The sequence below is a fragment of the Streptomyces sp. NPDC111744 genome, from assembly GCF_055634995.1.
Genome location: NZ_JBVKCG010000017.1, coordinates 46192 through 69086, shown reverse-complemented (window position 1 = coordinate 69086; position 22895 = coordinate 46192). Strand labels below are relative to the sequence as shown.

The following is a 22895-nucleotide window of genomic DNA, read 5'->3' as shown; positions in this document are numbered from 1 at the left end:
TTACTCCCGTGTTCTTCTTGCCATTGAGGCGTGCCACGCGGCTGAGCCGCATGTTGGGCCGGGACGCATCCTGCCCCCACCTGCGGCGGGAACGCCAATCCGTTGCCGCCCATACCCTACGGGCGGGCCGAAGGGGGTGTTTCACGACGCGCCGATTGTGTGGCGTGGCAAGTTTCACAGCTGTTTGCCTGGAAGCTGCGGGCCGCCACGCCTTGACCGGAGCGTCTCAGGCGCCCTTCGCTGCCTCGCGTACCGCGCCTGCCACCGCTCCGGCGACCTTCTCGTTGAAGACGCTCGGAATGATGTAGTTCGGGTTCAGCTCGTCCTCCGTGACCACGTCGGCGAGGGCCTTCGCGGCCGCGAGCATCATGTCCGTGTTCACCGTACGGGACTGGGCGTCCAGGAGGCCACGGAAGACACCCGGGAAGACCAGCACGTTGTTGATCTGGTTGGGGAAGTCGGAGCGGCCGGTGGCCACCACGGCGGCCGTCTGGCGGGCGATCGCCGGGTCCACCTCGGGGTCGGGGTTCGCGAGTGCGAACACGATCGCGTCGTCGGCCATGGCGGCCACGTCGTCGCCGTCGAGGAGGTTCGGAGCCGACACGCCGATGAAGACGTCGGCGCCCCGCACGGCCTCCTTCAGCGTTCCCGTCAGACCCTCGTGGTTGGTGTTGTCGGCGATCCAGCGCAGCGGCGAGTCGGCCGGGGCCTCCACCAGGTCCTCGCGGGCCGAGTGCACGACACCGCGGATGTCGGCGACGACGGCGTTCTTCACACCGGCCGCGAGGAGCAGCTTGAGGATGGCCGTACCGGCCGCGCCGGCGCCGGACATGACGACCCGGATGTTCTCGATCGCCTTGCCGGTGCAGCGAAGTGCGTTGGTGAGGGCGGCGAGGACGACGATCGCGGTGCCGTGCTGGTCGTCGTGGAAGACGGGGATGTCGAGGGCCTCACGGAGGCGGGCCTCGATCTCGAAGCAGCGGGGGGCCGAGATGTCCTCGAGGTTGATGCCGGCGAACCCGGGGGCGATCGCCTTGACGATCTCGACGATCGCGTCGGTGTCCTGGGTGTCCAGGCACAGCGGCCAGGCGTCGATGCCGGCGAACCGCTTGAAGAGGGCCGCCTTGCCCTCCATGACGGGCAGCGCGGCCTTCGGGCCGATGTTGCCGAGGCCCAGGACCGCCGAGCCGTCCGTCACGACCGCAACGGAGTTGCGCTTGATGGTGAGGCGGCGCGCGTCCTCGGGGTTCTCCGCGATCGCCATGCACACGCGGGCCACGCCCGGGGTGTAGATCATGGAGAGGTCGTCACGGTTGCGGATGGGATGCTTGGACTGCATCTCGATCTTGCCGCCGAGGTGCATGAGGAACGTACGGTCGGAGACCTTGCCGAGGGTGACGCCCTCGATGCCGCGCAACTGCTGGACGATCTGGTCGGCGTGCGCGGTGGAGGTGGCCGCGATGGTGACGTCGATCCGCAGCTTCTCGTGGCCGGACGCGGTGACGTCGAGGCCGGTCACCGAGCCTCCGGAGGACTCCACGGCGGTGGTGAGCTGCGAGACGGCGGTTCCGCTCGCTGGCACCTCCAGCCGGATGGTCATCGAGTAGGAGACGCTGGGCGCCGTTGCCATGGCCGACTTCCTTCGTTTCACCGTGTCGCGAGTCAGTGCCGTCCGATCGTCGCACCTACCCCTGAGTACTTGGTAGCCGCCCTGGGTTGCGGACGTTTTGTTCATGACCGGCCGACTTTTTCGGAAAACAAATTCCACCACACGAGATTTGATCGGCCAGTAGAAGGCGCAGCAGAAGAGGCCCACATCACAGTGTGATGTGGGCCTCTCCGACGTTCATGACACCGACCCGCCATGCTCGCCTCGCGGCAAGTGGTCGCTCGTAGCGACGAAGGTTGGGCCCGGGGGCTTGGATCGAGCCGGTGTCACGACAAGGCTAACAAACAGATCCCCCAAGGCCATTCCCGTCCGCGGACTTCACAGGAAACCTCCAGCCGAACGGCCCCGCGCTCACTCCCTGAGCAGGTCCGGCACCCCGGCCGCGTCCGGCTCGTCCCGCTCCCCGGAGACCACCGTCAGCTGCTGGGTCGCCCGGGTGAGGGCCACGTACAGCACCCGCAGCCCGGCCGGGGACTCGTCGGCGATCTCCGCGGGCGACACGACGACCGTCGCGTCGTACTCCAGGCCCTTGGCCTCCAGACTGCCCAGGGCCACCACCCGGTCACCGAGCCCGGCGAGCCAGCGGGCGGCCTCCGCGCGCCGGTCCATGGCGACGACCACGCCGACCGTGCCGTCGACCAGGTCGAGAAGCCGCTCGGCCTCCGCCCGCACGGTCTTCTCGAGCGAGTCGCGTACGACGGCGAAGCGGGGCTCGACGCCGGTGGAGCGGACGGCCGAGGGGGACTTGGAGCCGGGCATGGCGAGGGCCAGCACCCTGGCCGCGAGCTCGGCGATCTCCGCCGGGTTGCGGTAGTTCACGGTCAGCTCGAAGCGGCGGCGCGGGCGGCTGCCGAGGGCCTCGTCCCGCGCCTCGGCCGCCTCGTCCGGGTCGGACCAGGAGGACTGGGCGGGGTCGCCGACCACCGTCCAGGTGGCGTGCCGACCACGGCGCCCGACCATCCGCCACTGCATGGGGGTGAGGTCCTGCGCCTCGTCGACGATGACGTGGGCGTACTCGACGCGCTCCTGGGCGAGCCGTTCGGCGCGCTCGCGCTGGGACTCCTCGCGCGTCGGCATCAGCTCCTCCAGGCCGGTGAACTGGTCCAGCGGGTCCACCTCGCGCTTCTTCCGCGGGCGGGCCGGGCTGCCGAGGATGGCCTGGAGTTCGTCGAGCATGGCGATGTCGTGCACGGAGTGGCCGTCCCGCCGCAGGGAGCGGGCGACCCTGCGGATCTCGCCGGGGTTGAGGATGCGGCGGGCCCAGCGGCCGAGGCGGCGCTCGTCGGCCATCGCGGTGAGCACGGCCCGCGGGGTCAGCTCGGGCCACCAGGCGTCGAGGAACTCGATGAAGGGGTCCTCGGTGAGGATGTCCTCGTCGAAGGAGGAGCGCAGTTCCGCGGCGAGCTCCGGATCGGTGTGGCGGCCGGCCGCGCCGGAGCGGTTCCACAGGGCGTCCAGGAGGAGCTTGCGGGCCCGGGGCCGCAGCAGGTTGACCGGGGCCGTGCCGCCGAGCGCGTTGTGTCTGATGCGGTCGAGTTCCTCGGCTTCCAGTTCCAGCCGGCGGCCGAAGGCGACGACTCTGAGCCGGGCCGGTGAACCGTTGACTTCCAGGGCTCCGCGGGCGGCCCTGCGCAGCACCCGGAGCATCCGGGAGGAGCCCTTGGCGCGGGCGGTGGCCGGCGTGTCGTACAGGGTCGCCTCGGCGCCGTCGACGAGGGAGCCGATGGCGCGGATGGCGACCTGGCCCTCCTCGCCGAGCGAGGGCAGCACGCCCTCGGTGTAGGCGACCAGGAGCGGGGTCGGGGAGACGATCAGGATGCCGCCCGCGTACCGGCGCCGGTCCTGGTACAGCAGATAGGCGGCGCGGTGCAGCGCCACGGCCGTCTTGCCCGTCCCCGGGCCGCCCTCGACATAGGTGACGGAGGCGGCGGGGGCACGGATGACCAGGTCCTGCTCGGCCTGGATGGAGGCGACGATGTCCCGCATGGAGTGGGTGCGGGCCTGACCGAGGGCGGCCATCAGGGCGCCGTCGCCGATGACGGGCAGGGCGCCGCCGTCGAGGAAGGCGGTCAGCTCCGGGCGCATCAGGTCGTCCTCGACCCCGAGGACCCGGCGGCCCTTGGAGCGGATCACCCGGCGTCGTACGACACGCCCGGGATCCACCGGAGTGGACCTGTAGAACGGCGCGGCGGCCGGTGCCCGCCAGTCGATCACCAGCGGGGCGTAGTCCTGGTCGAGGACGCCGATCCGGCCGATGTGCAGGGTCTCGGCGATGTCGGCGGTGTTGTCCGCGCGGACCGCGCCCTCGGCGGGCTCCACGGCGGTGTAGGCGCCGTCGGGCCCCTTCTTCCCGTCCTTGCCGAGGAGCAGGTCGATCCGGCCGAAGAGGAAGTCCTCGAACTCGTTGTTGAGCCGGTTGAGGTGGACGCCCGCCCGGAACACCTGCGCGTCCCGCTCGGCGAGGGCGCCGGGCGTGCCCACCTGGCCGCGCTTGGCCGCGTCGTTCATGAGGAATTCCGCCTCGTGGATCTTCTCCTCAAGGCGCTGGTACACCCGGTCGAGGTGTTCCTGTTCGACGCTGATCTCACGGTCCCGAACGGAGTCCTGAGCGGAGTCCTGTTCCGAGCCGTGAGGGCCGACCGCGGATTGTTGAGCCTGAGCGGCCACCGGGCCCCCTTCTGACGTGCTGGGCAGCCGTCAACCGTACGCGAAGGGGGCCCGCTGAAGCTACGCGCTCACCGAGACCAGCTTCTTTCCGTCGAACGTCATGACTTCGAAGTGGTCGATCTGGTTGGGGGTGAAGGCGGCGCCGCCGTGTACGTAGAGGGGCTCCTTGGCCTTCTCCGACTTGGCGTCCGTGATGCCGTATCCCCAGGTCGGGACCGACCAGGAGGTCACCGTCTCGCGCTCGCCGTTCTTGCCGACGGCGATGAGCGAGCACTTCTTCGGGCCGCTGACGTTCTTGAGCTGGAGGACCGCGTGGGTGCCCCAGTCCTTCTTCTCGACTGCGACGGTCGCGGTGACATGGGTGGTCGGGTCCGTGGCCGTCTTCTTGTCGGACATCGTCTGGAAGGCCGTCTGGGCGGGCCCCATGGCCATGTCGCCGCCGTTGTCGTTGCCCGAGCCGCCGCTCGCCGCGAGGACGGCCAGCGGGCCGCCGACGATCAGCGCGGCCGAGGCCGCCAGGGCGAAGAGGGCGCGCCGGCTGCGGACCTTGCGCTTCTCGGAGACCTCGACGACCAGCTTCTCGACCATCCGCGGGCTGGGTTTGGCCGACAGCGACTCGCCGATGGACGGTGTGCTTCCGGATCCCGGCAGATCCGCCAGGGCCGCCAGCATGGGCTCCATTCCGGCCAGCTCGTCGAGCTGCTGGGCGCACCATTCGCACCCGGCCAGATGGGCCTCGAAAGCGGTTGCCTCGGCATCGTCGAGAATCCCGAGCGCATACGCGCCGACAGTCTCGTGCTCATTGGGCACCGGAGATTCCTGCATGGCACCAGACATACCCGACCCACCTGTGCCGAATCCGCCGTGCCCCCCATACACACTCATCACGCCGTCACCCCCCGCTCCTCCAGTGCCAGCTTCATCGACCGCAGGGCGTAGAACACCCGTGAGCGCACGGTGCCGCTGGGTATACCCAGCGTTTCGGCCGCCTCGTTGACAGTACGTCCCTTGAAATAGGTCTCTACGAGCACCTCCCGGTGGGCCGGGGTCAGGTCGTCGAGCGCGTCAGACAGCGTCATCAGCCACAGCGCCTTGTCGATCTCGTCCTCCGCGGGGATGACCTCCAGCGGCGACGGATCGACCTCCTGCGGCCGGGCCTGCCGGCTGCGGTGACCGTCGATGACGATGCGTCGCGCGACCGTCACCAGCCAGGGGCGTACCGATCCGGTCGCTCGATTGAGCTGACCGGCGTTCTTCCAGGCACGGATGAGTGTCTCTTGGACGACGTCCTCGGCGCGTTGCCGATCACCGGCGACCAGCCGAAGGACATACGCAAGGAGAGGTCCGGCGTGCTCTCGATACAGAGCACGCATCAGCTCCTCATCGGGCTCCGAGGGCTGGGACATGCGATGTCGGGCCCTCGATCCACGTTCATTGGCCACGGCCGCATCCTTGCGCACGCCCACCTCCGGTGTCCGGGGGTTCCCCCAGTCGGTCGCTCCCCCACCGGTACGGAAGTGACTCGCGAGGCGTTCAACAAGACCCCACATTTTTCTGCGAGGTGACATGACGAGCGGGACATGACCACACATTCCCACCGCGTGATCTTTACATTTCCGACACATCGTCGAACGCCCGAGCGTTGCCCGGGGGTTGCCACCGACAAACTGAATGTTGTCGAAATCACTTCCCGGGAAGCTTCGATGAAGGTCCGGCAAATGCCGTGAAATGGACGGCTGTCGAAGGGAGTCACGCGCGGGCGAGGGCCGCGCGGCGCCGGTGCCGGGCCACTCGCTCGCGGTTCCCGCAGACCTCGCTGGAGCACCAGCGGCGCCTGCGCCCGCGGGAGGTGTCCAGGTAGACGATGGGGCAGTTGTCGCCCTCGCACTCCCGGACGGCCGCCCGCGCGACGGGGTCGGTGAGCAGCTCCACGACATCCCGGGCGACGGCCGCGAGCAGCGCGGCGCACTCGGGCGGCCCGGCCAACTCCCGCACCAGGAAGCCGTCCTCGCCGGGTACGGCACGGGGGGCCGGGGGTGCGGCGGCGTGGGCCAGGTCGTTGACGCCGGCGAGCGCGAGGTCGTACGAGCGGGTCATCGCGGGGTTCCGGTTCCCGCGCACCAACTGCCCTACGTGTCCCCTTAGTTCGCGGAAGGCGACCAGCCAGCCGGTGTCGGCGTGCGTCAGCGGGGTGCCCGGTGGGACGAGTCCGGAACCGGTGATCCAGGCCCGCAACGGTTCGAGCGCGTCGAGCCGTTCGCCGGGATGCGTGGTCGCCAGCAGATCCAGGCAGATCCGCCCGGCGTCGAAGCGCAGCTCGTACGGGGCCGTCGCCGTACCCAGTGCCATGTGCCTGCCACCGCCTAGGACAGGGAACCGTGTCCCCTCACAGTGCCCGGCCCGGCGGGCGGCCGTAACCCCTCGTACCGGTGTTCCACGAGGTTCCCGTAGGACCCGCACCCGGCGGGGACGCCGCCGCACACGGCGCGGGCCGTCCCCGTTCGGTCCGGATACCGCGGCAGGCCTCGCCGCGGCCGCCCCCGGCCGTGACCCTTTGTCCTGCGAACGCACAGCGAGCCGCCCCAGAGGGACCCGTGAGGGACGGCGGTTCAGAAAGGAACACATTCATGAGGATGCGCACCCGGGTCGTCGTGGCCGGGGGGTGCGGGGCCGTGGTGAGGTCTGTCGGCGGTTCACGCGTCCGCGTACTTGGCGTCCGCCGCCGGGTCCAGCGCCAGTCGGTACCCACGCTTGACCACCGTCTGGATCAGCTTCGGCGCACCCAGGGCCGTACGCAGGCGGGCCATCGCCGTCTCCACCGCGTGTTCGTCGCGCCCCGCGCCGGGAAGCGCCCGGAGGAGTTCGGCGCGGGCCACCACCCACCCCGGCCGCCGCGACAGTGCGCGCAGCAGGGCCATGCCGGCCGGCGGCACCGGCTTCAGCGCGTCGTCGACGAGGACGGCGTGGCCCCGGATCTCCACCCGGTGGCCGGCGATGGGCAACGCACGTGCGCGCGAGGGGAGTTCCTGGCAGAGCAACTGTACGAGGGGGCCGAGCCGGAAACGTTCCGGCTGGATGGTGTCGACGCCGAGGGCCTGGAGCGGGAGCGCGGTGACCGGGCCGACGCAGGCCGGGACGACGTCGTGGTGGAGGGCGGCGAGCAGATCGCCCTGCAACCCCCGCGTCTCGGCGCGGGAGAGCAGCGAGGCCGCGGCGGGCGCGCTGGTGAAGGTGACCGCGTCGACCGAACGGGAGACGACGGCGTCCAGGAGCCGGTCCACCGGCCCGAGGTCCTCCGGCGGCATCCACCGGTACACCGGCACCGGCAGCACCTCCGCACCCGCGGCCCGCAGCGACTCCACGAACCCCGGCAGCGGCTCCCCGTGCAGCTGTACGGCGATCCGGCGGCCGTCGACGCCCTCCTCAAGGAGCCGGTCGAGCACCTCGGCCATGGACTCGGAGGCCGGCGACCACTCCTCGGTGAGCCCGGCGGCCCGGACCGCGCCCTTGACCTTGGGACCGCGGGCCAGCAGCTCGACGTTGCGCAGCCGGTCCAGCAGCTGCTCGCCGAAGCCCCAGCCGTCCGCGGCCTCGATCCACCCCCGGAACCCGATCGCGGTGGTCGCCACGGCCACGTCCGGTGCCTGGTCGATGATCTCCTTCGTGGCGGCGAGGAGTTCGCCGTCGTCGGCGAGCGGCACGATGCGCAGGGCGGGGGCGTGCAGCACGGCGGCACCACGCCGCTGCAGCAGTGCCCCGAGCTCGTCGGCGCGGCGCGCGGCCGTGACCCCCACGGTGAACCCCGCGAGAGGGCCGTGCCGACCGGCTTCCGGTCGCTGCTGCTGTTCCTCGTCCATGGCTGCTCTCCTAGCTGACCCGCATGCCGACCGAGCCTGTCAACGGCGCGTGACAGGCTCGGTTCGGGTTCATGTCACCAGTGTTACGTCACACCTCGGCGTAGCTGAGCTGTGCCTTTGCCTCTGTGGCGGCTGAGGACCGGCCCTGCGCGGCCGGCCGGCGAAGGTATACGGCCCAGGTCACGGCGAAGCACAGGCCGTAGAAGACCAGGAAGGCGACGAAGGCGCCGGTGCCGGAGCCGTAGGAGAGGAACGACTGCCGGAAGGCGAGGTTGATACCCACGCCGCCGAGCGCGCCGACCGCGCCGATGAGCCCCATGGAGGCGCCGGAGAGCCGGCGCCCGTACTTGACGGCTTCCTCGCCCTCCAGCCCCCTGACGAGGGCCTTGGTGTGGAAGATGCCGGGGATCATCTTGAACGTGGAGCCGTTGCCGAGGCCGGCGAGCGCGAAGAGGACGACGAACGCTGTGACGAACAGCGGCAGCGACTTCTGCATGCTGGCCACGACCAGGACGGCGGTGGCGGCGGCCATGGCGACGTAGTTGTACAGAGTGATCTTCGAGCCGCCGTACTTGTCGGCGAGCCAGCCGCCCACGGGACGGATCAGCGAGCCGAGCAGCGGGCCCATGAAGGTGAGGTAGGTGGCCTGCAGCGGAGTACGGCCGAACTGGTTGGTGAGCACCTGCCCGAAGGCGAAGCTGTAGCCGATGAACGACCCGAACGTCCCGATGTAGAGGAAGGACATGATCCAGGTGTGGACGTCCTTCGCGGCGTCCTTGGCGGCCCCGGTGTCGTTCTTGACGTTCTCGATGTTGTCCATGAACAGCGCGGCGCAGCCGGCGGCGACGACGATCAGCGGAATGTAGATCCCGAGCAGCACACGCGGCCCGCCGTTCGCGCCGATGACGGCGAGGGCGACGAGCTGGATCGCGGCGACACCGACGTTGCCGCCGCCCGCGTTCAGCCCGAGGGCCCACCCCTTCTTCTTCAGCGGGAAGAAGGCGTTGATGTTGGTCATGGAGGAGGCGAAGTTGCCGCCGCCGATACCCGCGAGGAGCCCGATCCACAGGAACGTGTCGAACGAGGTCCCCGGCTTCATCACCGCGAACGCGGCGACGGTCGGGATGAGGAGGAGGCCGGCCGAGATGATCGTCCAGTTACGGCCACCGAAGATCGCCACGGCGAAGGTGTAGGGGACGCGGACGACGGCGCCGACCAGCGTCACCATCGACGTCAGCAGGAACTTGTCGGCCGGGGTGAGCCCGTACTCCGGGCCCATGAAGAGCACCAGCACGGACCACAGGGTCCAGATCGAGAACCCGATGTGCTCGGAGAACACGGAGAAGTACAGATTGCGCCGCGCGACCTTCTCCCCCGTCTCCTTCCAGAAGGTCTCGTCCTCGGGATCCCACTGCTGGATCCAGCGGCTGCGTGAGGTGGGAGGTGAGGTAGGGGGTGGGACAGGGGCTGGGGCTGTCATGACGCCTCCACGGCTCCGTGTGCTCGGTCTTCCGACTCCGGATGAGTGACTGAGCCCGAAGGTAGGGAGGCGGCGTTTCCACGCTGTGGCTGTGGGTGACCGGAAGGGAACGTTGCTCTCACCCTGACGGGAGGGCGGGTGAGAGGTCGAGGGCGCGGCCGGTCTCAGCGGGAGGAGTAGGGAGACTGCTGGGGCGGGGTGTAGGGCCCGTAGGGACCGGGGGGCTGCTGCGGGGGCGGGCCGTAGGGACCGGGGGTGTGGGGGGCGGGCGGCTGCTGACCGTAACCGGCGGGGGCGGGCTGGGTGCCGTACGGGGGCTGGGTGCCGTACGGGCCGTAGGGACCGGCCTGCTGCGGGGGCTGGTACGGGGGTTGCGGCTGCTGGTACGGAGGCTGCTGTTGGGGTTGCTGCCACTGGGGCTGCTGGACCGGGGCCGGCTGCATCGGCACCGGCACCGGCACCGGCGTGCCCGGCGGCAGATACCGCACCCGCCCGCCCTCACCCGTCACCGGCATGAACCCGGCGGCCTGGAGGCGCTGCGCGGACTTGGCGTTGCGGCCGCGGGTGACGAAGAACCCGAGCCCCATGACCGCCATGAGGATGACCCATACGACACCGGAGATGACAAAGGCCCCGGCACTCCCACCGGCCCGCGCCGCGGCCAGCACCAGCCCGAGGGTGATGCCGCCGGCCCCGAGCAGCATCCGCTTCTCGGCGTTCTTGCCGGTGAGGTCGAACTGGATGCGGGCCTTGAGCAGTTCGACGGCGTCGGGGACGAGGGGCGGCACGGAGACCCCGTCGGCGGCGTTCGGATACTGCGCCCAGTTCTGCGCGGCTCGCGCCCGGCCCTGCGGGCTGTGGTCGGGCACGATCAGCATCTTGAGGACGTTGTTGCGGGAGCCGGTGTGGCGTGCGTCGGCGTACTCGTACCCGAACTGCTGGGCGATGAAGGCGAGTCGGGCGAGCTTCTTGACGGACGCCCAGGCGTTGGAGAGCTCGACGGGCTCGCCGCTGGCCATCAACTGGAACATCTTCCTTGTCTGCCGCGCGCTCATCGCATCCGCTCCCCGTCGACCGAGCCACTCTTTTCACTTCTGCAACCCAGGAAGTCTTCCATGTGGCATGCACCGAGAGAACGGCCACCGGGTGGATTGACCGGAGCTTGACCTGCCGTCAGCATTCGCCGACCTCGAACCACAACAGCTTCCCGGCACCACGGTCCAGCGGACCACCGTCGCCGATCGGCCAGCCGCCCCAGGTGTCGGCGTACTCCTGTACGAGATGCAGCCCGCGTCCCTCTTCGGCATCCGCCGGGGTGCGGCGGACCCGGTCCCAGGGTGGTGCGCCGAAGGGGGCCGGGATGCGTGGGTGGCTGTCCCAGACACCGACCCGCAACCGTCCGCCGGGCAGGGCGGTCAGCCGCAGGGAGGCGGGGCCGTTCGTGTGCCGAAAGGCGTTGGTGACCATCTCCGGCGTCAACAGTTCGACAGTGTCGCGGACTTCTTGTCTGCCATGGCCACTGAGTGCCGCCCGTACGGTCATGCGTGCGACGCGTGCCGCGCGGGGATCATGGGGCAGGCGAAGGGCGTACGTCCAGGTGTCGGGCAGGGATACGGTGTCCACGAGGACCTCCGACGAGAGACGGGACTCGGGTTCGCTCAACGACCGCGCCGGGCGGTGGCTCTGCCATGGGGGTGCGCTTCCGGCTTATGGGCGCGGGGAGTTGAGCGGTACAGGCACTACAGTAGGCCGCGAACGGGAGATACATCTCCACAATCAGGGAGATGTGCCCGCGTTTACCTCCTGTGGGTTACAAGAGAGCCGCACATCGGCCGGGAAGGACACGCCTTGCCGCCCACCAGCAACCCCACTCTGCGTCAACGGCGTCTCGGTACTGAGCTGCGCAAACTCCGCGAGCGATCCGGCCTCACCGTCACCCAGGCCGCTGCGCTTCTGGGCGTCAACCAGGGGCGTGTCAGCATGATCGAGACAGGCCGCAGCTCCCTCAGCGCTGACCGCGTCCGCTCACTTGCATCGGCGTACGACTGCTCGGACGGGGCTGTGGTCGACGCCTTGGCCGCGATGACCGGACGCCGGACGGGCGGCTGGTGGGAGGAGTACCGCGAACACCTCCCGGCCGCGTTGGTCGACCTGGCCGAACTGGAGCACCACGCGACCGGGTTGCGGGTGGCCCTCGCGATGCACATTCCCGCATTGCTGCAGACCGCCGACCATGCCCGTGCCCTCTTCAGGGCCGTGGTGCCGCCCATGCGGCAGTACGAGATCGAGCACCGCCTCACGCACCGCATGAAACGGCAGGGGATCCTCCACCGCGAGAGGCCGCTTCCATATACCGCGATCATTCACGAGTCGGCTCTTCGCATCCGGTTCGGCGGCTCCGACGTCAGACGCGGTCAGCTCAAGCATCTTCTCGACATGGGGGAACTGCCGAACGTGACCGTGCGCGTGATCCCCTTCGACGCGGAGTACTACCCGAGCACAGGTCAGTCCTTCGACTACGTCGAGGGCCCGGTCCCGCAGCTCGACACGGTGCAACTCGACACCCACCACGGCGGGTGCGGATTTCTCGACGGGGAGGCACAGTTGAGCAAGTACCGTGCCGTGCTGGACCACATGGAGTCCTGCGCGCTCGGCCCCGCCGAGTCGCACGACTTCGTCCAGAGCCTCATCCAGGACATCTGAGAGAGCGACCGTGCACATACTTCACTGGCGGAAGTCGACGTACAGCGGCGACAGCTCGAACTGCGTCGAGGTGGCCACCACCCCCGCGGCCGTCCACATCCGCGACTCGAAGAACCCGGCAGGCCTCCACCTCACGGTCGGGTCCTCCACCTGGGCCCACTTCGTATCCCGCGTGGCACAGCCCCGGCCACAGTGACCGCATGGGAACGGACATCCACGGCTGGATCGAGTGCCGCACCTGGCGGGAGGGCCTGAACCACGCCGAGACGGCATGGTCCCCGGCCATCAGCCTGTCGATGCTGGGCATGCCGAGGGACTACGTCGGCTTCGCGTGCCTCTTCGGCGTACGTGACTTCGACGCCACCTGGCGCCCGGTGGCAGCGGACCGAGGCCTACCGCCGGACACCTCCCCCGAGGTCCGCAAGGACCACGCCACCTGGGCGGCCTCCGCCTTCGCGGAGATCTGGCTGACCTGGCCGGAGGCGAGGGCGATCGACTGGACGGAACCGGCAATAGCCGACGCAGGCCTTGTCGCCGCGGTGCGAGGTCAGAGCGGTGGTCTGCCACACGCCTGAGTCGTTCTTGTCGACGCGAGTGTTGTACAACACGTACGGGCTCTGGTCCGAGGGCGTCCGGTCGACCTTGCCGGTCTTGCGGTTCTTGTTGAAGCCCTTGCTCTCGTCGGAGCAGTAGAGGACCGTCGCCGTGGTCTTTCCGGGGGCCAGGGTGACCTTGGGGGCGAAGTAACGGGTGGTGCCCGCTGCTGACCTTTCCCGTACCGGCCGCCGCGTTGTCGTCACCTGTGGAGCCACCGCTGCCGCCACAACCGCCCACGCGCGGAAAAGCGGACCTGGCCAGGTGCCCTCGGGTACATGGCCAGGTCCCGGTCGTCATCGGACGGCACATCTCACCTGTTGACGGACTGGATCTCCTGCACGGTGACGTCCTGCGACCGGCCGAAGGAGCCGTCGAGCAGCTGGCGGTCCTTGGTGCCGTCGCTGCCGGACCAGGTGATCTGCCAGGTGATCGTGGCCCTGAGCTGGTAGGAGCCGTTGCCGGACGACCGGAGGTACTTCACCCCACAGGGTGGCGTCTTACCGGAGTCGCCCGCGGCGTACTCCTCCCCGACACTGCCGTTGTTGAACTCGCAGACCCCCGAGGCCGGATAGGTGACCGCGTCGGAGGTGCCCGGCTCGATCTTGAGGGAGACGGGTTTGGCGGTGGTCGTGGCCCACATGCCCAGGGCGTCGATGCGCGCGGTGACCGAGACCCGCTTGAACGTCGTCTTGTCCAGCCACGCCCATGTGGGAAGGTTGACCTTCGTCTTGTCCGCCGGGGCCAGGCTCACGTCCTTGGAGGGCACCCGGATCTCGTTGTAGGCGAGTTCGGCGAGGATCTGTGGCGTGACGGCGTTCTTGATGTTGGCCGGCGGCGCATCGCCCGTGGCCACCCAGAAGTAGGGCTCGTCACACTTGTCCCAGCCGGGCGGGAAGGACTCGTTGACGTACGAGTCCCACCAGTAGCCCTTGCCGGTCTCGTCCTTGTTGAAGTCCTTGTAGGGGTGACCGTTGACGTACCGGTCACGCTGGGTCGCGTCCCACGCGTCACCCGTCGAACCGGCCTCCCAGATCGGCTCCAGGTACGCCTGCAGCGCGGCGGGACTGTACTTGGGGGCGTACCAGCACGCCGGCGGCGTCCAGGACGTGGTGGAGGTGACGGGACCGACAGAATCGCCCGAGCCGTTCTTGGAAAGGTCGTACCGGATCACGCCGACGGTCGAGGAAAGAGTGCCGTCACCGGACGAGTTGCCAGTTGTAGTCGTGTCCGAGCCGCTTCCGACTGCTCCGCCCGTCGGTGCTCCTTGGGAAGCCTGTGCGGAAGGAGCGAGGGTAAGGCAGATCGATCCCACAGCGAGGAAGGCAACAACGCGAGCTAGTCCATTCAGGGCTGGCACTTGGCCGCCCCCCGAGTAGAAGCGATCTTCACGAGCTCCCAGACCCCCTTGTCGTTCTTCTCAACCTGAGCGCCGTATGCAACGTAGCTATTCTTGTCAACCTTCGTTTGCTCGATCACTCCGGTCTTGATGACCTTGGTGTAGCCCTTGCTCTCATCCCCGCAGTACGTCAGCGAAGCCTTGTCCTTGGACTCGACACTGACCTGACGGTCGACGTAACGCACGGTCCCAGTAACGGTCCAACCGGCCTTCTTGAACGACTGAACCCAATCCTGGGCCGCCACGGCGCCCTCGCCCTCCGTGTAGTACTCCAGAGCGGGGAGACGAGGATTCTGAGCGACGATCGCGGCGTTGATGGCACGGATGAACTCGGCGTTGTCCTTCAGGATCGCATCCTTCACGGCATCACCCGTGGTTTCCGGGGTGAACGTGAGCTTCACGTCCGACGGCAGCGTGATCCCCGGGCGGTCGCCCGCCTCGGACGACGCCGACGCACTCGGCGAAGCCGAAGCCGACGCCCCCGTGTCCGCGCCCGCGATCTTGCCGTTCGAGTTGGACTTGTCTCCGTCGCCTCCGCCGCAGCCGGCAAGCAGCAGTGCGGCCGTCACACCGGCGGTGGCTGTCGTGAGCAGGCGGGAACGGCGGGTCACGGTGGGCTCCTGGTGGGGCGGTTGGGGTCTGCGAAGCAGCGAATACGGTATCGGGGTCCATCCGGAATGCACCAGAGCGATTTGCTGCGACCCGGTCGAACGAAGCGTTCACGCCAGATCATAGTCGGACAACTCGTCTCCCCCGCCTCGGCTTTGGTGCCGTCCCGTGACATCGACGCGACCCTCAGTTGGCCGACGCAAAGGGCTACCACCCGAAGGCAGTGGCGGCTCCCGTCGGGCGATCACGGAACGGCCTTCACCTCAAACCGGCAGGCCCTGTAACTTCACTTGTGCACAGGTTTGTTGATGGGACAGACGCGACGGGGGTTGCGGGGACATGGCGGGGTATCGGCCGGCGGACTGGCATCCACTCGACCTCGACAAGGACCCCACCCCCGGAGACCCGCAACGCGTCCGCTCCCTCGCCACCCAACTCCATGACTTCGCCGACGACGTCTCCGACGCGCTGCGTCTGGTCAAGGGCATGGCCGGCGAGGACACCCTCCTGCAATGGGCGGGCAAGTCCGCGGATGTCTTCAAGGAGCAGTTCAAGGACGTCCCGAAGAACCTGAAGAAGCTGAAGAAGTCCTACGAGATGTGCGGCGACGCCCTCGCGGACTACTGGCCGAAGCTGGAGCGCGCCCAGGCCCTGGCCGACAAGGCCCTCGCCAAGGCGAAGGAAGCCCAGTCAGACCTCTCCTCCGCCAAGTCCCGGCTCTCCTCCGCCGATTCCTGGGTCACCCGCGCCACCAAAGAAGCCGACAAGTACAAGGACGACCCCACCGGCAGCAAATCCAGTGCTGACAAGCCGGACGAGGCGAAGGTCCGCGCCGCCACCCGGGACGTACAGAGCGCCAAATCCGCTCACACCACGGCCCAGTCGGACGTCACCACCGCGCAGAACGCCCTCGACGCCGCGAAGAAGATGGCCGAGGACGCCCGCAAGATGCGCGACGACGCGGCCGGTGAGGCGAAGCAGAAGATCGACGAGGCCTCCGACGCGGGCATCCCGAACCGGCACTGGTGGCAGGACGTCGGCCACTGGTTCGAGGACAACTGGGACACCATCGTCACGGTCTGCAAGGTCGTCGTGACGGTGGTAGGCATCATCGCAATGATCATCGGCGGGCCGATCCTCGGCGCGATCGTGCTCATAGCCGCCCTCGTCGTCCTCGCGGACACGCTCTACAAATACTCAAAGGGCCAAGCCTCGCTATGGGATGTGGCGTTCGCCGCCATGGACTGCATACCCGGCGGCAAGGGCATCACCAGCCTCGGCAAGCTCGCCAAGGGCCTGAAGACGCTCGGCAAGGGCGGCCTCAAAGTCATGGCGAAGAGCCTGGCCGAGAAGGGGTTGCGCAAGGAGGCCGACGACGTCCTCGCCAAGAGCAAGCCCGGCAAGAGCCGGTGCCTCAACGGCGACCCCATCGACATGGTCTCCGGCGAGATGTTCATGACCGAGACCGACGTCGAATTGCCCGGGCTGCTTCCGTTGGTCCTGCGGCGGACTCACCTATCGACGTACGAGTCGGGGAGGTTCTTCGGTTCGTCCTGGGCCTCCACCTTGGACGAACGCCTGGAGTTGGACGAGCAGGGAGCCGCCTTCGCCACCGAAGACGGCATGATCCTTCTCTACCCGGTACCCGAGTCCGGCGCATCGGTGCTGCCAGTGGAGGGTCCGCGCTGGCCGCTGGACATGGACGGCGAGCCCGGCGCACCTCTGCGTATCGCCGATCCGGTCAGTGGCGTCACACGCCATTTCGCTCCTCGGCAGCGGCCGGCGGCGGCCGACGAGCCGTTCACGCTGGACCTCGTCACGATCACGGACCGCAACGGGTTTCGGGTCGACTTCGACCGTGATGCCGACGGCACACCGGTCGCCGTCCGAGACTCGGGCGGCCGTCACCTCCATGTGGACACCGAAGGCGAGCGCGTCACCGGTCTGCGCCTGCGTAGTCCGGAGGACGGTCCCCGAGGCGCCCTTCTGAGGCGCTTCGGCTATAGCCCCGACGGTGACCTCACCGAGGTCTACAACTCCAGCGGTCTCCCCCTGAAGCTCACCTACGACGATCGTGCGCGCATCACGGCTTGGACCGACCGCAACGGTTCCTGGTACCGCTTCACCTACGACGACCAGGACCGCTGTGTGCACGGCGAGGGCGCGGACGGACGCCTCTCCTGCTCCCTCGCATACGACACCGAGGGCAGAGAGACCCACTACACCGACGCGCTCGGCAACACCACGACGTACCGGTACAACGAGCTGTACCAGCTCGTCGCGGTGACCGATCCGCTCGGTCACACCACGTACTCCGAGTGGGACCGCCATGACCGACTGCTCTCCCGGACGGACGCCCTCGGCGGGACGAGTCGTTTCGCATACGACGAACTGGGCGTGCCGATCTCCGTGACCAGGCCCGACGGCAGTCGGGAGGCCGCTGAGAACAACGCGTTCGGACAGCCCGTCTCGGTCACCCAGGCCGACGGCCACGTCTGGCGCATGGAATACGACACCAGTGGGAATTTGATCGCCGAAACGGATCCCGCCGGGGCCCGTGTCACCTACCGGTACCGGGAGAACGGCGCGCTCGCCGCGGTCACCGACGCCCTCGGCCGAACCGCCCTCCTGGAGACCGACGCGGCGGGCCTGATCGTCGCGTCCACCGACGCCGAGGGCTCGACCACACGATATGTGCGGGACGCGTTCGGCAGGGTCGTCGCCCAGACCGACCCGGACGGGTCGGTCACCCGGATGAGCTGGACGCCGGAAGGCCGGCCGACCCGGCTCGTGCGGCCGGACGGCACCACGGAACTGCGGGTGTACGACGGGGAGGGCAACCTCGTCGAGCACACGGATCCCCAGGGCCGGGTGACCCGCTTCGAGTACGGCGGGTTCGACCTCCTGGCGGCCCGTACCGACCCCGACGGCTCGCGTCTGGAGTTCGTCCACGACGGCGAACTGCGCGTCACCTCGGTGATCAACCAGCAGGGCGCCGCGTGGAGTTACTTCTACGACCAGGCGGGCCGGCTGGTCCGGGAGCGGGACTTCGGCGGACGTGAACAGAGCTACCGGTTCGACGCAGCCGGCCGCCTCGTCGGTCAGACCAATGGCGCGGGCGAGCCGATCGAGTACGTCCGTGACCACTCCGGCAAGGTCACGGAGCAGCGGACGCCGGAGGGCGTCACCACGTACGCGTACGACGCCATCGGCCAGGTACGCCGTGTGGTCAGCGGGCGTATGGAACTCACGTACGAGCGGGACGCCCGCGGCAGGGTCCTCGCCGAGACGTGCAACGGGGCGACGGTGCGCTCGGAGTACGACCTGCTGGGCAGGCGCGTCCGCCGTGTGACGCCGTCGAACGCCGAGAGCGTGTGGGAGTACGACGGACGCGACCGGCCGGTGTCGCTCCGGACGGCGGGCCGGACCGTCACGTTCGGGTACGACTCGGCGGGCAGGGAGATCGAACGCCGTGCGGGCGACGTCCTCCTGAGGCAGACCTGGGACCCGGCCGGCAGACTGAGTTCGCAGACCGCCACCGTCGGGACGGACGCCGATCCGAGGGGGACGGGCGGAGCCCGGCGCGTTCAGGACCGTTCGTACCGCTACCGGCCGGACGGGACGATCGCCGCGATCGGCGATCTCCTCAACGGCGACCGCCGCGTCGACCACGACGCTTCGGGGCGCGTCACCGGCGTACGTGCGGCGACATGGTCCGAACGCTACGCGTACGACGCGGCCGGAAACCTGAACGACGGTGAGTGGTCGAACGACCTCCCGGCCGGTCTCGTCCAGGGTGCGACGGGACCGACCGTCCGCAGGGCCGGGGACATCGCCTACGAGTACGACGCCCAGGGCCGGGTGGTGGTCAGGCGGAGGAAACGCCTGTCCCGCAAGCCGGACGTGTGGCGGTACCGCTGGGACAGCCAGGACCGCCTGATCGGCGTGACCACTCCGGACGGTACCGAGTGGGCCTATGAGTACGACCCCTTCGGCCGTCGCGTCGCGAAGCGGCGGTTCGCCTCCGACGGCGTGACCGTGGTGGAGGAGGTGACCTTCGCCTGGGACGGATTCGTTCCGGCGGAGCAGGTCGCCAGAACGGGGGACGACGCGCCCGTATGCACGGTGTGGGACTGGGAGCGGGACCGTTTCAGCCCGGTCACCCAGGTGGACAGGGTGCGGGCCGGGGAACGATCCCAGGAGTGGGTGGACGACCGCTTCTACTCCATCGTCACCGACGTGGTCGGCACCCCCACCGAACTGTTCGACGAAGCGGGGGAGTTGGCCTGGCGGGCGCGGGCCACGGTATGGGGCGTGCCGCTCGACGACCGGGGGACCGGCGGCGCGGACTGTCCGCTGCGCTTCCCGGGCCAGTACCACGATCCCGAATCGGCGCTCAACTACAACTACCACCGCCACTACGACCCTGAAACCGGCCAGTACGCCTCCGTCGACCCGTTGGGGCTGGCGCCCGGGCCGAACCCGCGTGCCTACGTGGCCGATCCCTTCACGGCCGTGGACCCCTTCGGACTGGCGCCCTCGTGCGAGGACGCGGCGCGGGACGCCGCCCGGCGGCGCGCCGACCAGGAGCAGCAGCGTCCGGGAGCCAGCAAGAAGACCAGGCCGACGAGCACGGCCGGGCTGTCGGTGCCGGGGCACGACCAGGTGTTCCACGGTGCGAGCCTCAAGGGCGGCGGCAGCCACAATCTCCATCCCGACGTACAGGCCGCATACGATCGGGTCCCGCAAGCCATCAAGGACAGCGTCGGCGGAGCGCACTCGAAGTGCGGTGAGGCCGAGGCGCTGTCGGACGCCATGAAGGCGGGGGTGGATCCCCGGGGCGGGGTGAGCGCGGCCGTGAACGTTCGCGCGCCGGGCAACCCCATGCACAACACTCCGAAGCCGCCCTGCGCGTCCTGTCAGCATGTTCTTGATCAACTGGGTGTGAGAGCGGTGGTGTGAGTGGAGAACGACCTGACCTGGTCCCCTGAGACCGACGGTGTGCTTCGCCGGGCGGGCTGGCGGCCGGATCGTGCGGTGCCGACGGACACATGGGAGTGGATTTTGCGGGAGCGCGGCTCCTTCGTGCCCCACGAGGCCGCCCGACGCTTCCTCCGCGCCTTCGGCGGGCTGGTGACGTACGGATGGCCGACCGACCCGGTCACAACCCGGTCGGCCATCCGGTTCGACCCCCTCCAGGCCGAGTGGGAGGACGAGACGTACGCCTGGATGAGCCGACAGGCCGGGACTCCTCTGTACCCCGTGGGCAGCGCGGACGAAGGGAGCAGCCGCCTGGGTATCGCCGAAGACGGGCGGCTCTACATCGCTGCCGGGAACCACCTGGAACTGCTCGGCGCGACCGTGGGCCAGGCTCTGGACCGGCTGGTCACGACGCAGGGTGCCCGGCCCCTCCCCCGGACCGCCGACGTGTCCCCGGGTGGCGGCGCGGCGTTCTGGGCACGGTTGGACACCGTGTCGCCCGATGCCAGTGCGGCTGAGGGGCGCTGGCCCGCCCTGACGGATCGGGTGCTGCGGGCGGGTGGCTGGTTCCCGGGACGGTCGGTCCCCGTGACGACCTGGGAGAGCATCCTGCTGGAGACCGGCGAGTACGAGATGCACGATGCCGCGCGCCGGTTCCTCGCGGAGTTCGGTCAGGTCGGGATTCCCTACCGCTCTCCCCTGAACACCATGCCGTGGACGGACTTCCGGCTGGACCCGCTCCTGGCGATGTGGGACGCCGAGATCCTTGACGACCTCGGTGAGCAGGCCGGAACCGATCTCTACCCGCTCGGCATGGTCGACCGCCGGAACCGGTACCTGGCCATGGCGGAGGACGGCGCGGTCTACATGGGCATGGATACGGTCTCGCTGTGGGCCGCCACGCCCGACGAAGCCGTCGAAAGGCTCACCAGACCGATCCGCCCGGAAGCTCTGCACTGATCACGGGCCGGGCGGGGCCTCGGGCCTCTGCACAGAGTCAGGGGGGTTCCTTCACGATCGACGGCGAGGTCTTCCCCGCCGTCCCCCGTCCGGCCACCACCGCGGTCTCCGGGCCGCCGCCACGTCCTCCACCCACCCGAAGGCGACCACCGCCGCCGCGAGCAGGGGCCAGACCACCACGAACATCCAGAAGCCGTAGGTGGAGTCCAGCAACCCCGCCGCCCGGTCCGACTCCATGAACGGGAGGTTGTACGCCTGGTCGATGATCGGGACCGTGGCCATGATCAGCATGTTGTGCCAGAGGTAGATGGTCACCGCGCGGTTGTTGGAGAGGGTGATGAGTCTGTCCCAGCAGCGCAGGCCGCCCGGCGGCTCACGCCAGGACGGGGAGTACTGCAGCAGGATCAGCACGGCCCCGAACGACCAGCACGCCTGTGCGAGCGGGATGTCGTTCAGGTCCCAGCCGTCGGGACCCTGGTGGCCCGACGCCCACCACAGGCCCACCGCCATCACCAGGCAGGACAGCGAGACCGCCGCATAGCGGGGGACGCGTGCCAGTGCGCCCTCCTGGTGGGCGAAGCCCAGGGTCCAGCAGCCGCCGTACACCGCGAAGTCCGTCACCGCGTTGCCCGTCTCGCCGGGGATCCAGGTCGGGTCGGGGCCGTCGTCGAAGGTGAGGACCAGGTGGTGGTCGGGGATGCGGAGCGACGTCGTACGGCCGCCTCGCGTGTCAATGACCGCGCCGCCGTCCAGGATCTTCTCCGGGACCTGGTCGGAGGAGGCCTCGGGGCGGACGCGGTGGTCGGCGAGGATCTCGCTGTGGACGTAGCCGCGCAGCATCAGCATCGCCATCACGGCGACCAGGACCAGCACGGGCAGCGTCAGACGCATGGGCAGGCGGCGGCGCCGGGAGCCGTCGGTGGGGCCGGGGTCGGTCCCGTGACGACGGGTACGGCTGCGGGTGCGGGGTGGCATCACAGGACGGGGTCGGCAGAGGCGGCGGTGCCGGTGCCGGTGCCGGTCCGGGGGGCCGCGCCCTCCGCGACCGGGCCGCCGGTCGGGGCGGCCGAATCGCTGGGCGAGGCCGGGGGCGACGACGCGGGCGGGGTCGGGGCGTCCGACGTGGGTGCCGACGAGGACGGCGAGGGCGCCACGGACGACGACCCCGGTTTCGGCGAGGAGCCCGTCGTCCCGGCGGGTCGCGTCGGCTGCGCGGACGCCGACGCGCTCGGTCGGCCGGCCTCCTTCTTCCCCGCTCCGGGCGCCCGGGAAGAGGCGCGGACCGTCGGGCTCGTACCGTCGCTCCCGACCGGCGGACCGGCCACCGAGGCGCCGTCGCCCGAGGACCGGGCGGACCGTGCGGGCTGCGGAGAGTGGTCGACCTTGCCGGCCGGCCGGTCGTGGTCCTGCCCGGGGACCGGCAGCCAGGGTGCGTCGGAACTGCCGGACAGCAGGGTTACGACGATGACGACCGCGTAGACCGCGCAGGCGAGGCCGACGGCCATCCCAATCCTGCGGAACCGGCGGCTGCGGCGCCCCGACTCGTCCACGAAGACCGGCGCGTCGGAGGCATCCGGCGCACCGGTCGGCCGTATACGCACGGCACCGACGTCGTTCGGGACGGGCGCCCGGTCCGGGTCCGAGACAGCGGACGGCTCCCGGACAGAGAAGGGAGCCTCCGCACCGGCAGGGACCGCGCCCGCCGCATCGCCGGGGGCCCCGCCCCACGGATCCCGCAGCGCACCGACCCGCAGCACCTCGGTCACCTCGGTCACCTCGGTCGTCCCGGCTATCCCGGTCGTCCCGGCTATCCCGGTGGTCCCGGTCGTCCCGGGTCGTCCCGGCTATCCCGGTGGTCAGCGAGGAACCGTCGGCGCCCTGGGCGGTCTCCGCCGGCTCGTCTCCTCCCGCCAGCGGCACATCCCGGGCGTCCAAGGCCGCCTGGGACAATTCCGGTTGGGTTTCTTCTCGCCAATT

At 69.6% G+C, this 22895-nt stretch carries 17 protein-coding genes and 1 pseudogene; 5 read left to right on the top strand and 13 right to left on the bottom strand.

The window, feature by feature from the left end; genetic code table 11:
• Window positions 1-226: 226 nt before the first annotated feature.
• From ACZ7OO_RS31200 to ACZ7OO_RS31160, 9 genes are all read right to left on the bottom strand, one after another.
• Window positions 227-1630 (bottom strand): NAD-dependent malic enzyme, encoded by a 1404-nt coding sequence (locus ACZ7OO_RS31200; protein WP_471509866.1) that lies wholly within the window; start codon window positions 1628-1630, stop codon window positions 227-229.
• 390 nt (window positions 1631-2020) lie between these two features.
• Complete coding sequence (locus ACZ7OO_RS31195; protein ID WP_471509864.1) at window positions 2021-4336, bottom strand: HelD family protein; 2316 nt, start codon at window positions 4334-4336, stop codon at window positions 2021-2023.
• 60 nt (window positions 4337-4396) lie between these two features.
• Window positions 4397-5221 (bottom strand): anti-sigma factor family protein, encoded by an 825-nt coding sequence (locus ACZ7OO_RS31190; RefSeq protein ID WP_471509862.1) that lies wholly within the window; start codon window positions 5219-5221, stop codon window positions 4397-4399.
• On the bottom strand, window positions 5221-5742 hold the full coding sequence (locus ACZ7OO_RS31185; RefSeq protein WP_010039908.1) for a sigma-70 family RNA polymerase sigma factor: 522 nt from the start codon (window positions 5740-5742) through the stop codon (window positions 5221-5223). The genes ACZ7OO_RS31190 and ACZ7OO_RS31185 overlap by 1 nt, the downstream gene beginning before the upstream one ends.
• 343 nt (window positions 5743-6085) lie before the next feature.
• Window positions 6086-6685, bottom strand: coding sequence for a CGNR zinc finger domain-containing protein (locus ACZ7OO_RS31180; protein WP_471509860.1), 600 nt, complete (start codon window positions 6683-6685; stop codon window positions 6086-6088).
• A 344-nt stretch (window positions 6686-7029) separates the two neighbouring features.
• Window positions 7030-8193 (bottom strand): uroporphyrinogen-III synthase, encoded by a 1164-nt coding sequence (locus ACZ7OO_RS31175; RefSeq protein ID WP_471509858.1) that lies wholly within the window; start codon window positions 8191-8193, stop codon window positions 7030-7032.
• A gap of 88 nt (window positions 8194-8281) precedes the next feature.
• Complete coding sequence (locus ACZ7OO_RS31170) at window positions 8282-9673, bottom strand: nitrate/nitrite transporter (protein ID WP_471509856.1); 1392 nt, start codon at window positions 9671-9673, stop codon at window positions 8282-8284.
• Window positions 9674-9837: 164 nt separating this feature from the next.
• Window positions 9838-10728 carry a hypothetical protein gene (locus ACZ7OO_RS31165; RefSeq protein ID WP_471509854.1) on the bottom strand — a complete coding sequence of 297 codons (891 nt, stop codon included), beginning with the start codon at window positions 10726-10728 and terminating at the stop codon, window positions 9838-9840.
• A gap of 118 nt (window positions 10729-10846) precedes the next feature.
• Complete coding sequence (locus ACZ7OO_RS31160) at window positions 10847-11296, bottom strand: ATP-binding protein (protein WP_471509852.1); 450 nt, start codon at window positions 11294-11296, stop codon at window positions 10847-10849.
• 225 nt (window positions 11297-11521) lie between these two features.
• Between ACZ7OO_RS31160 and ACZ7OO_RS31155 the strand changes: the two genes are divergently transcribed.
• The 3 genes from ACZ7OO_RS31155 to ACZ7OO_RS31145 are packed head-to-tail and all read left to right on the top strand — an operon-like array spanning window position 11522 to window position 12951.
• Window positions 11522-12376 carry a helix-turn-helix domain-containing protein gene (locus ACZ7OO_RS31155; protein WP_471509851.1) on the top strand — a complete coding sequence of 285 codons (855 nt, stop codon included), beginning with the start codon at window positions 11522-11524 and terminating at the stop codon, window positions 12374-12376.
• Complete coding sequence (locus ACZ7OO_RS31150) at window positions 12291-12572, top strand: DUF397 domain-containing protein (RefSeq protein WP_471509850.1); 282 nt, start codon at window positions 12291-12293, stop codon at window positions 12570-12572. Before ACZ7OO_RS31155 ends, ACZ7OO_RS31150 begins: the two co-directional genes overlap by 86 nt.
• 4 nt (window positions 12573-12576) lie before the next feature.
• Complete coding sequence (locus ACZ7OO_RS31145) at window positions 12577-12951, top strand: hypothetical protein (protein WP_471509849.1); 375 nt, start codon at window positions 12577-12579, stop codon at window positions 12949-12951.
• 332 nt (window positions 12952-13283) lie between these two features.
• Here the strand turns inward: ACZ7OO_RS31145 and ACZ7OO_RS31140 are convergent, their stop codons facing one another.
• Complete coding sequence (locus ACZ7OO_RS31140) at window positions 13284-14321, bottom strand: hypothetical protein (RefSeq protein ID WP_471510052.1); 1038 nt, start codon at window positions 14319-14321, stop codon at window positions 13284-13286.
• Entirely contained in the window at window positions 14318-14980 is a 663-nt protein-coding gene (locus ACZ7OO_RS31135) for a hypothetical protein (protein ID WP_471509847.1), read from the bottom strand. Before ACZ7OO_RS31135 ends, ACZ7OO_RS31140 begins: the two co-directional genes overlap by 4 nt.
• Before the next feature lie 337 nt (window positions 14981-15317).
• Here ACZ7OO_RS31135 and ACZ7OO_RS31130 point away from each other — a divergent pair, with 337 nt between their 5' ends.
• Window positions 15318-19940 carry a DUF6531 domain-containing protein gene (locus ACZ7OO_RS31130; protein ID WP_471509845.1) on the top strand — a complete coding sequence of 1541 codons (4623 nt, stop codon included), beginning with the start codon at window positions 15318-15320 and terminating at the stop codon, window positions 19938-19940.
• Window positions 19941-20918 carry an SUKH-3 domain-containing protein gene (locus tag ACZ7OO_RS31125; RefSeq protein WP_471509843.1) on the top strand — a complete coding sequence of 326 codons (978 nt, stop codon included), beginning with the start codon at window positions 19941-19943 and terminating at the stop codon, window positions 20916-20918.
• 51 nt (window positions 20919-20969) lie between these two features.
• Here ACZ7OO_RS31125 and ACZ7OO_RS31120 read toward each other — a convergent pair.
• Together ACZ7OO_RS31120 and ACZ7OO_RS31115 are read right to left on the bottom strand one after the other, a co-directional pair.
• A pseudogene (locus ACZ7OO_RS31120) lies at window positions 20970-21566 on the bottom strand (acyltransferase family protein); the annotation flags it as partial.
• 326 nt (window positions 21567-21892) lie between these two features.
• Complete coding sequence (locus ACZ7OO_RS31115) at window positions 21893-22693, bottom strand: hypothetical protein (protein WP_471509841.1); 801 nt, start codon at window positions 22691-22693, stop codon at window positions 21893-21895.
• Window positions 22694-22895: the final 202 nt, after the last annotated feature.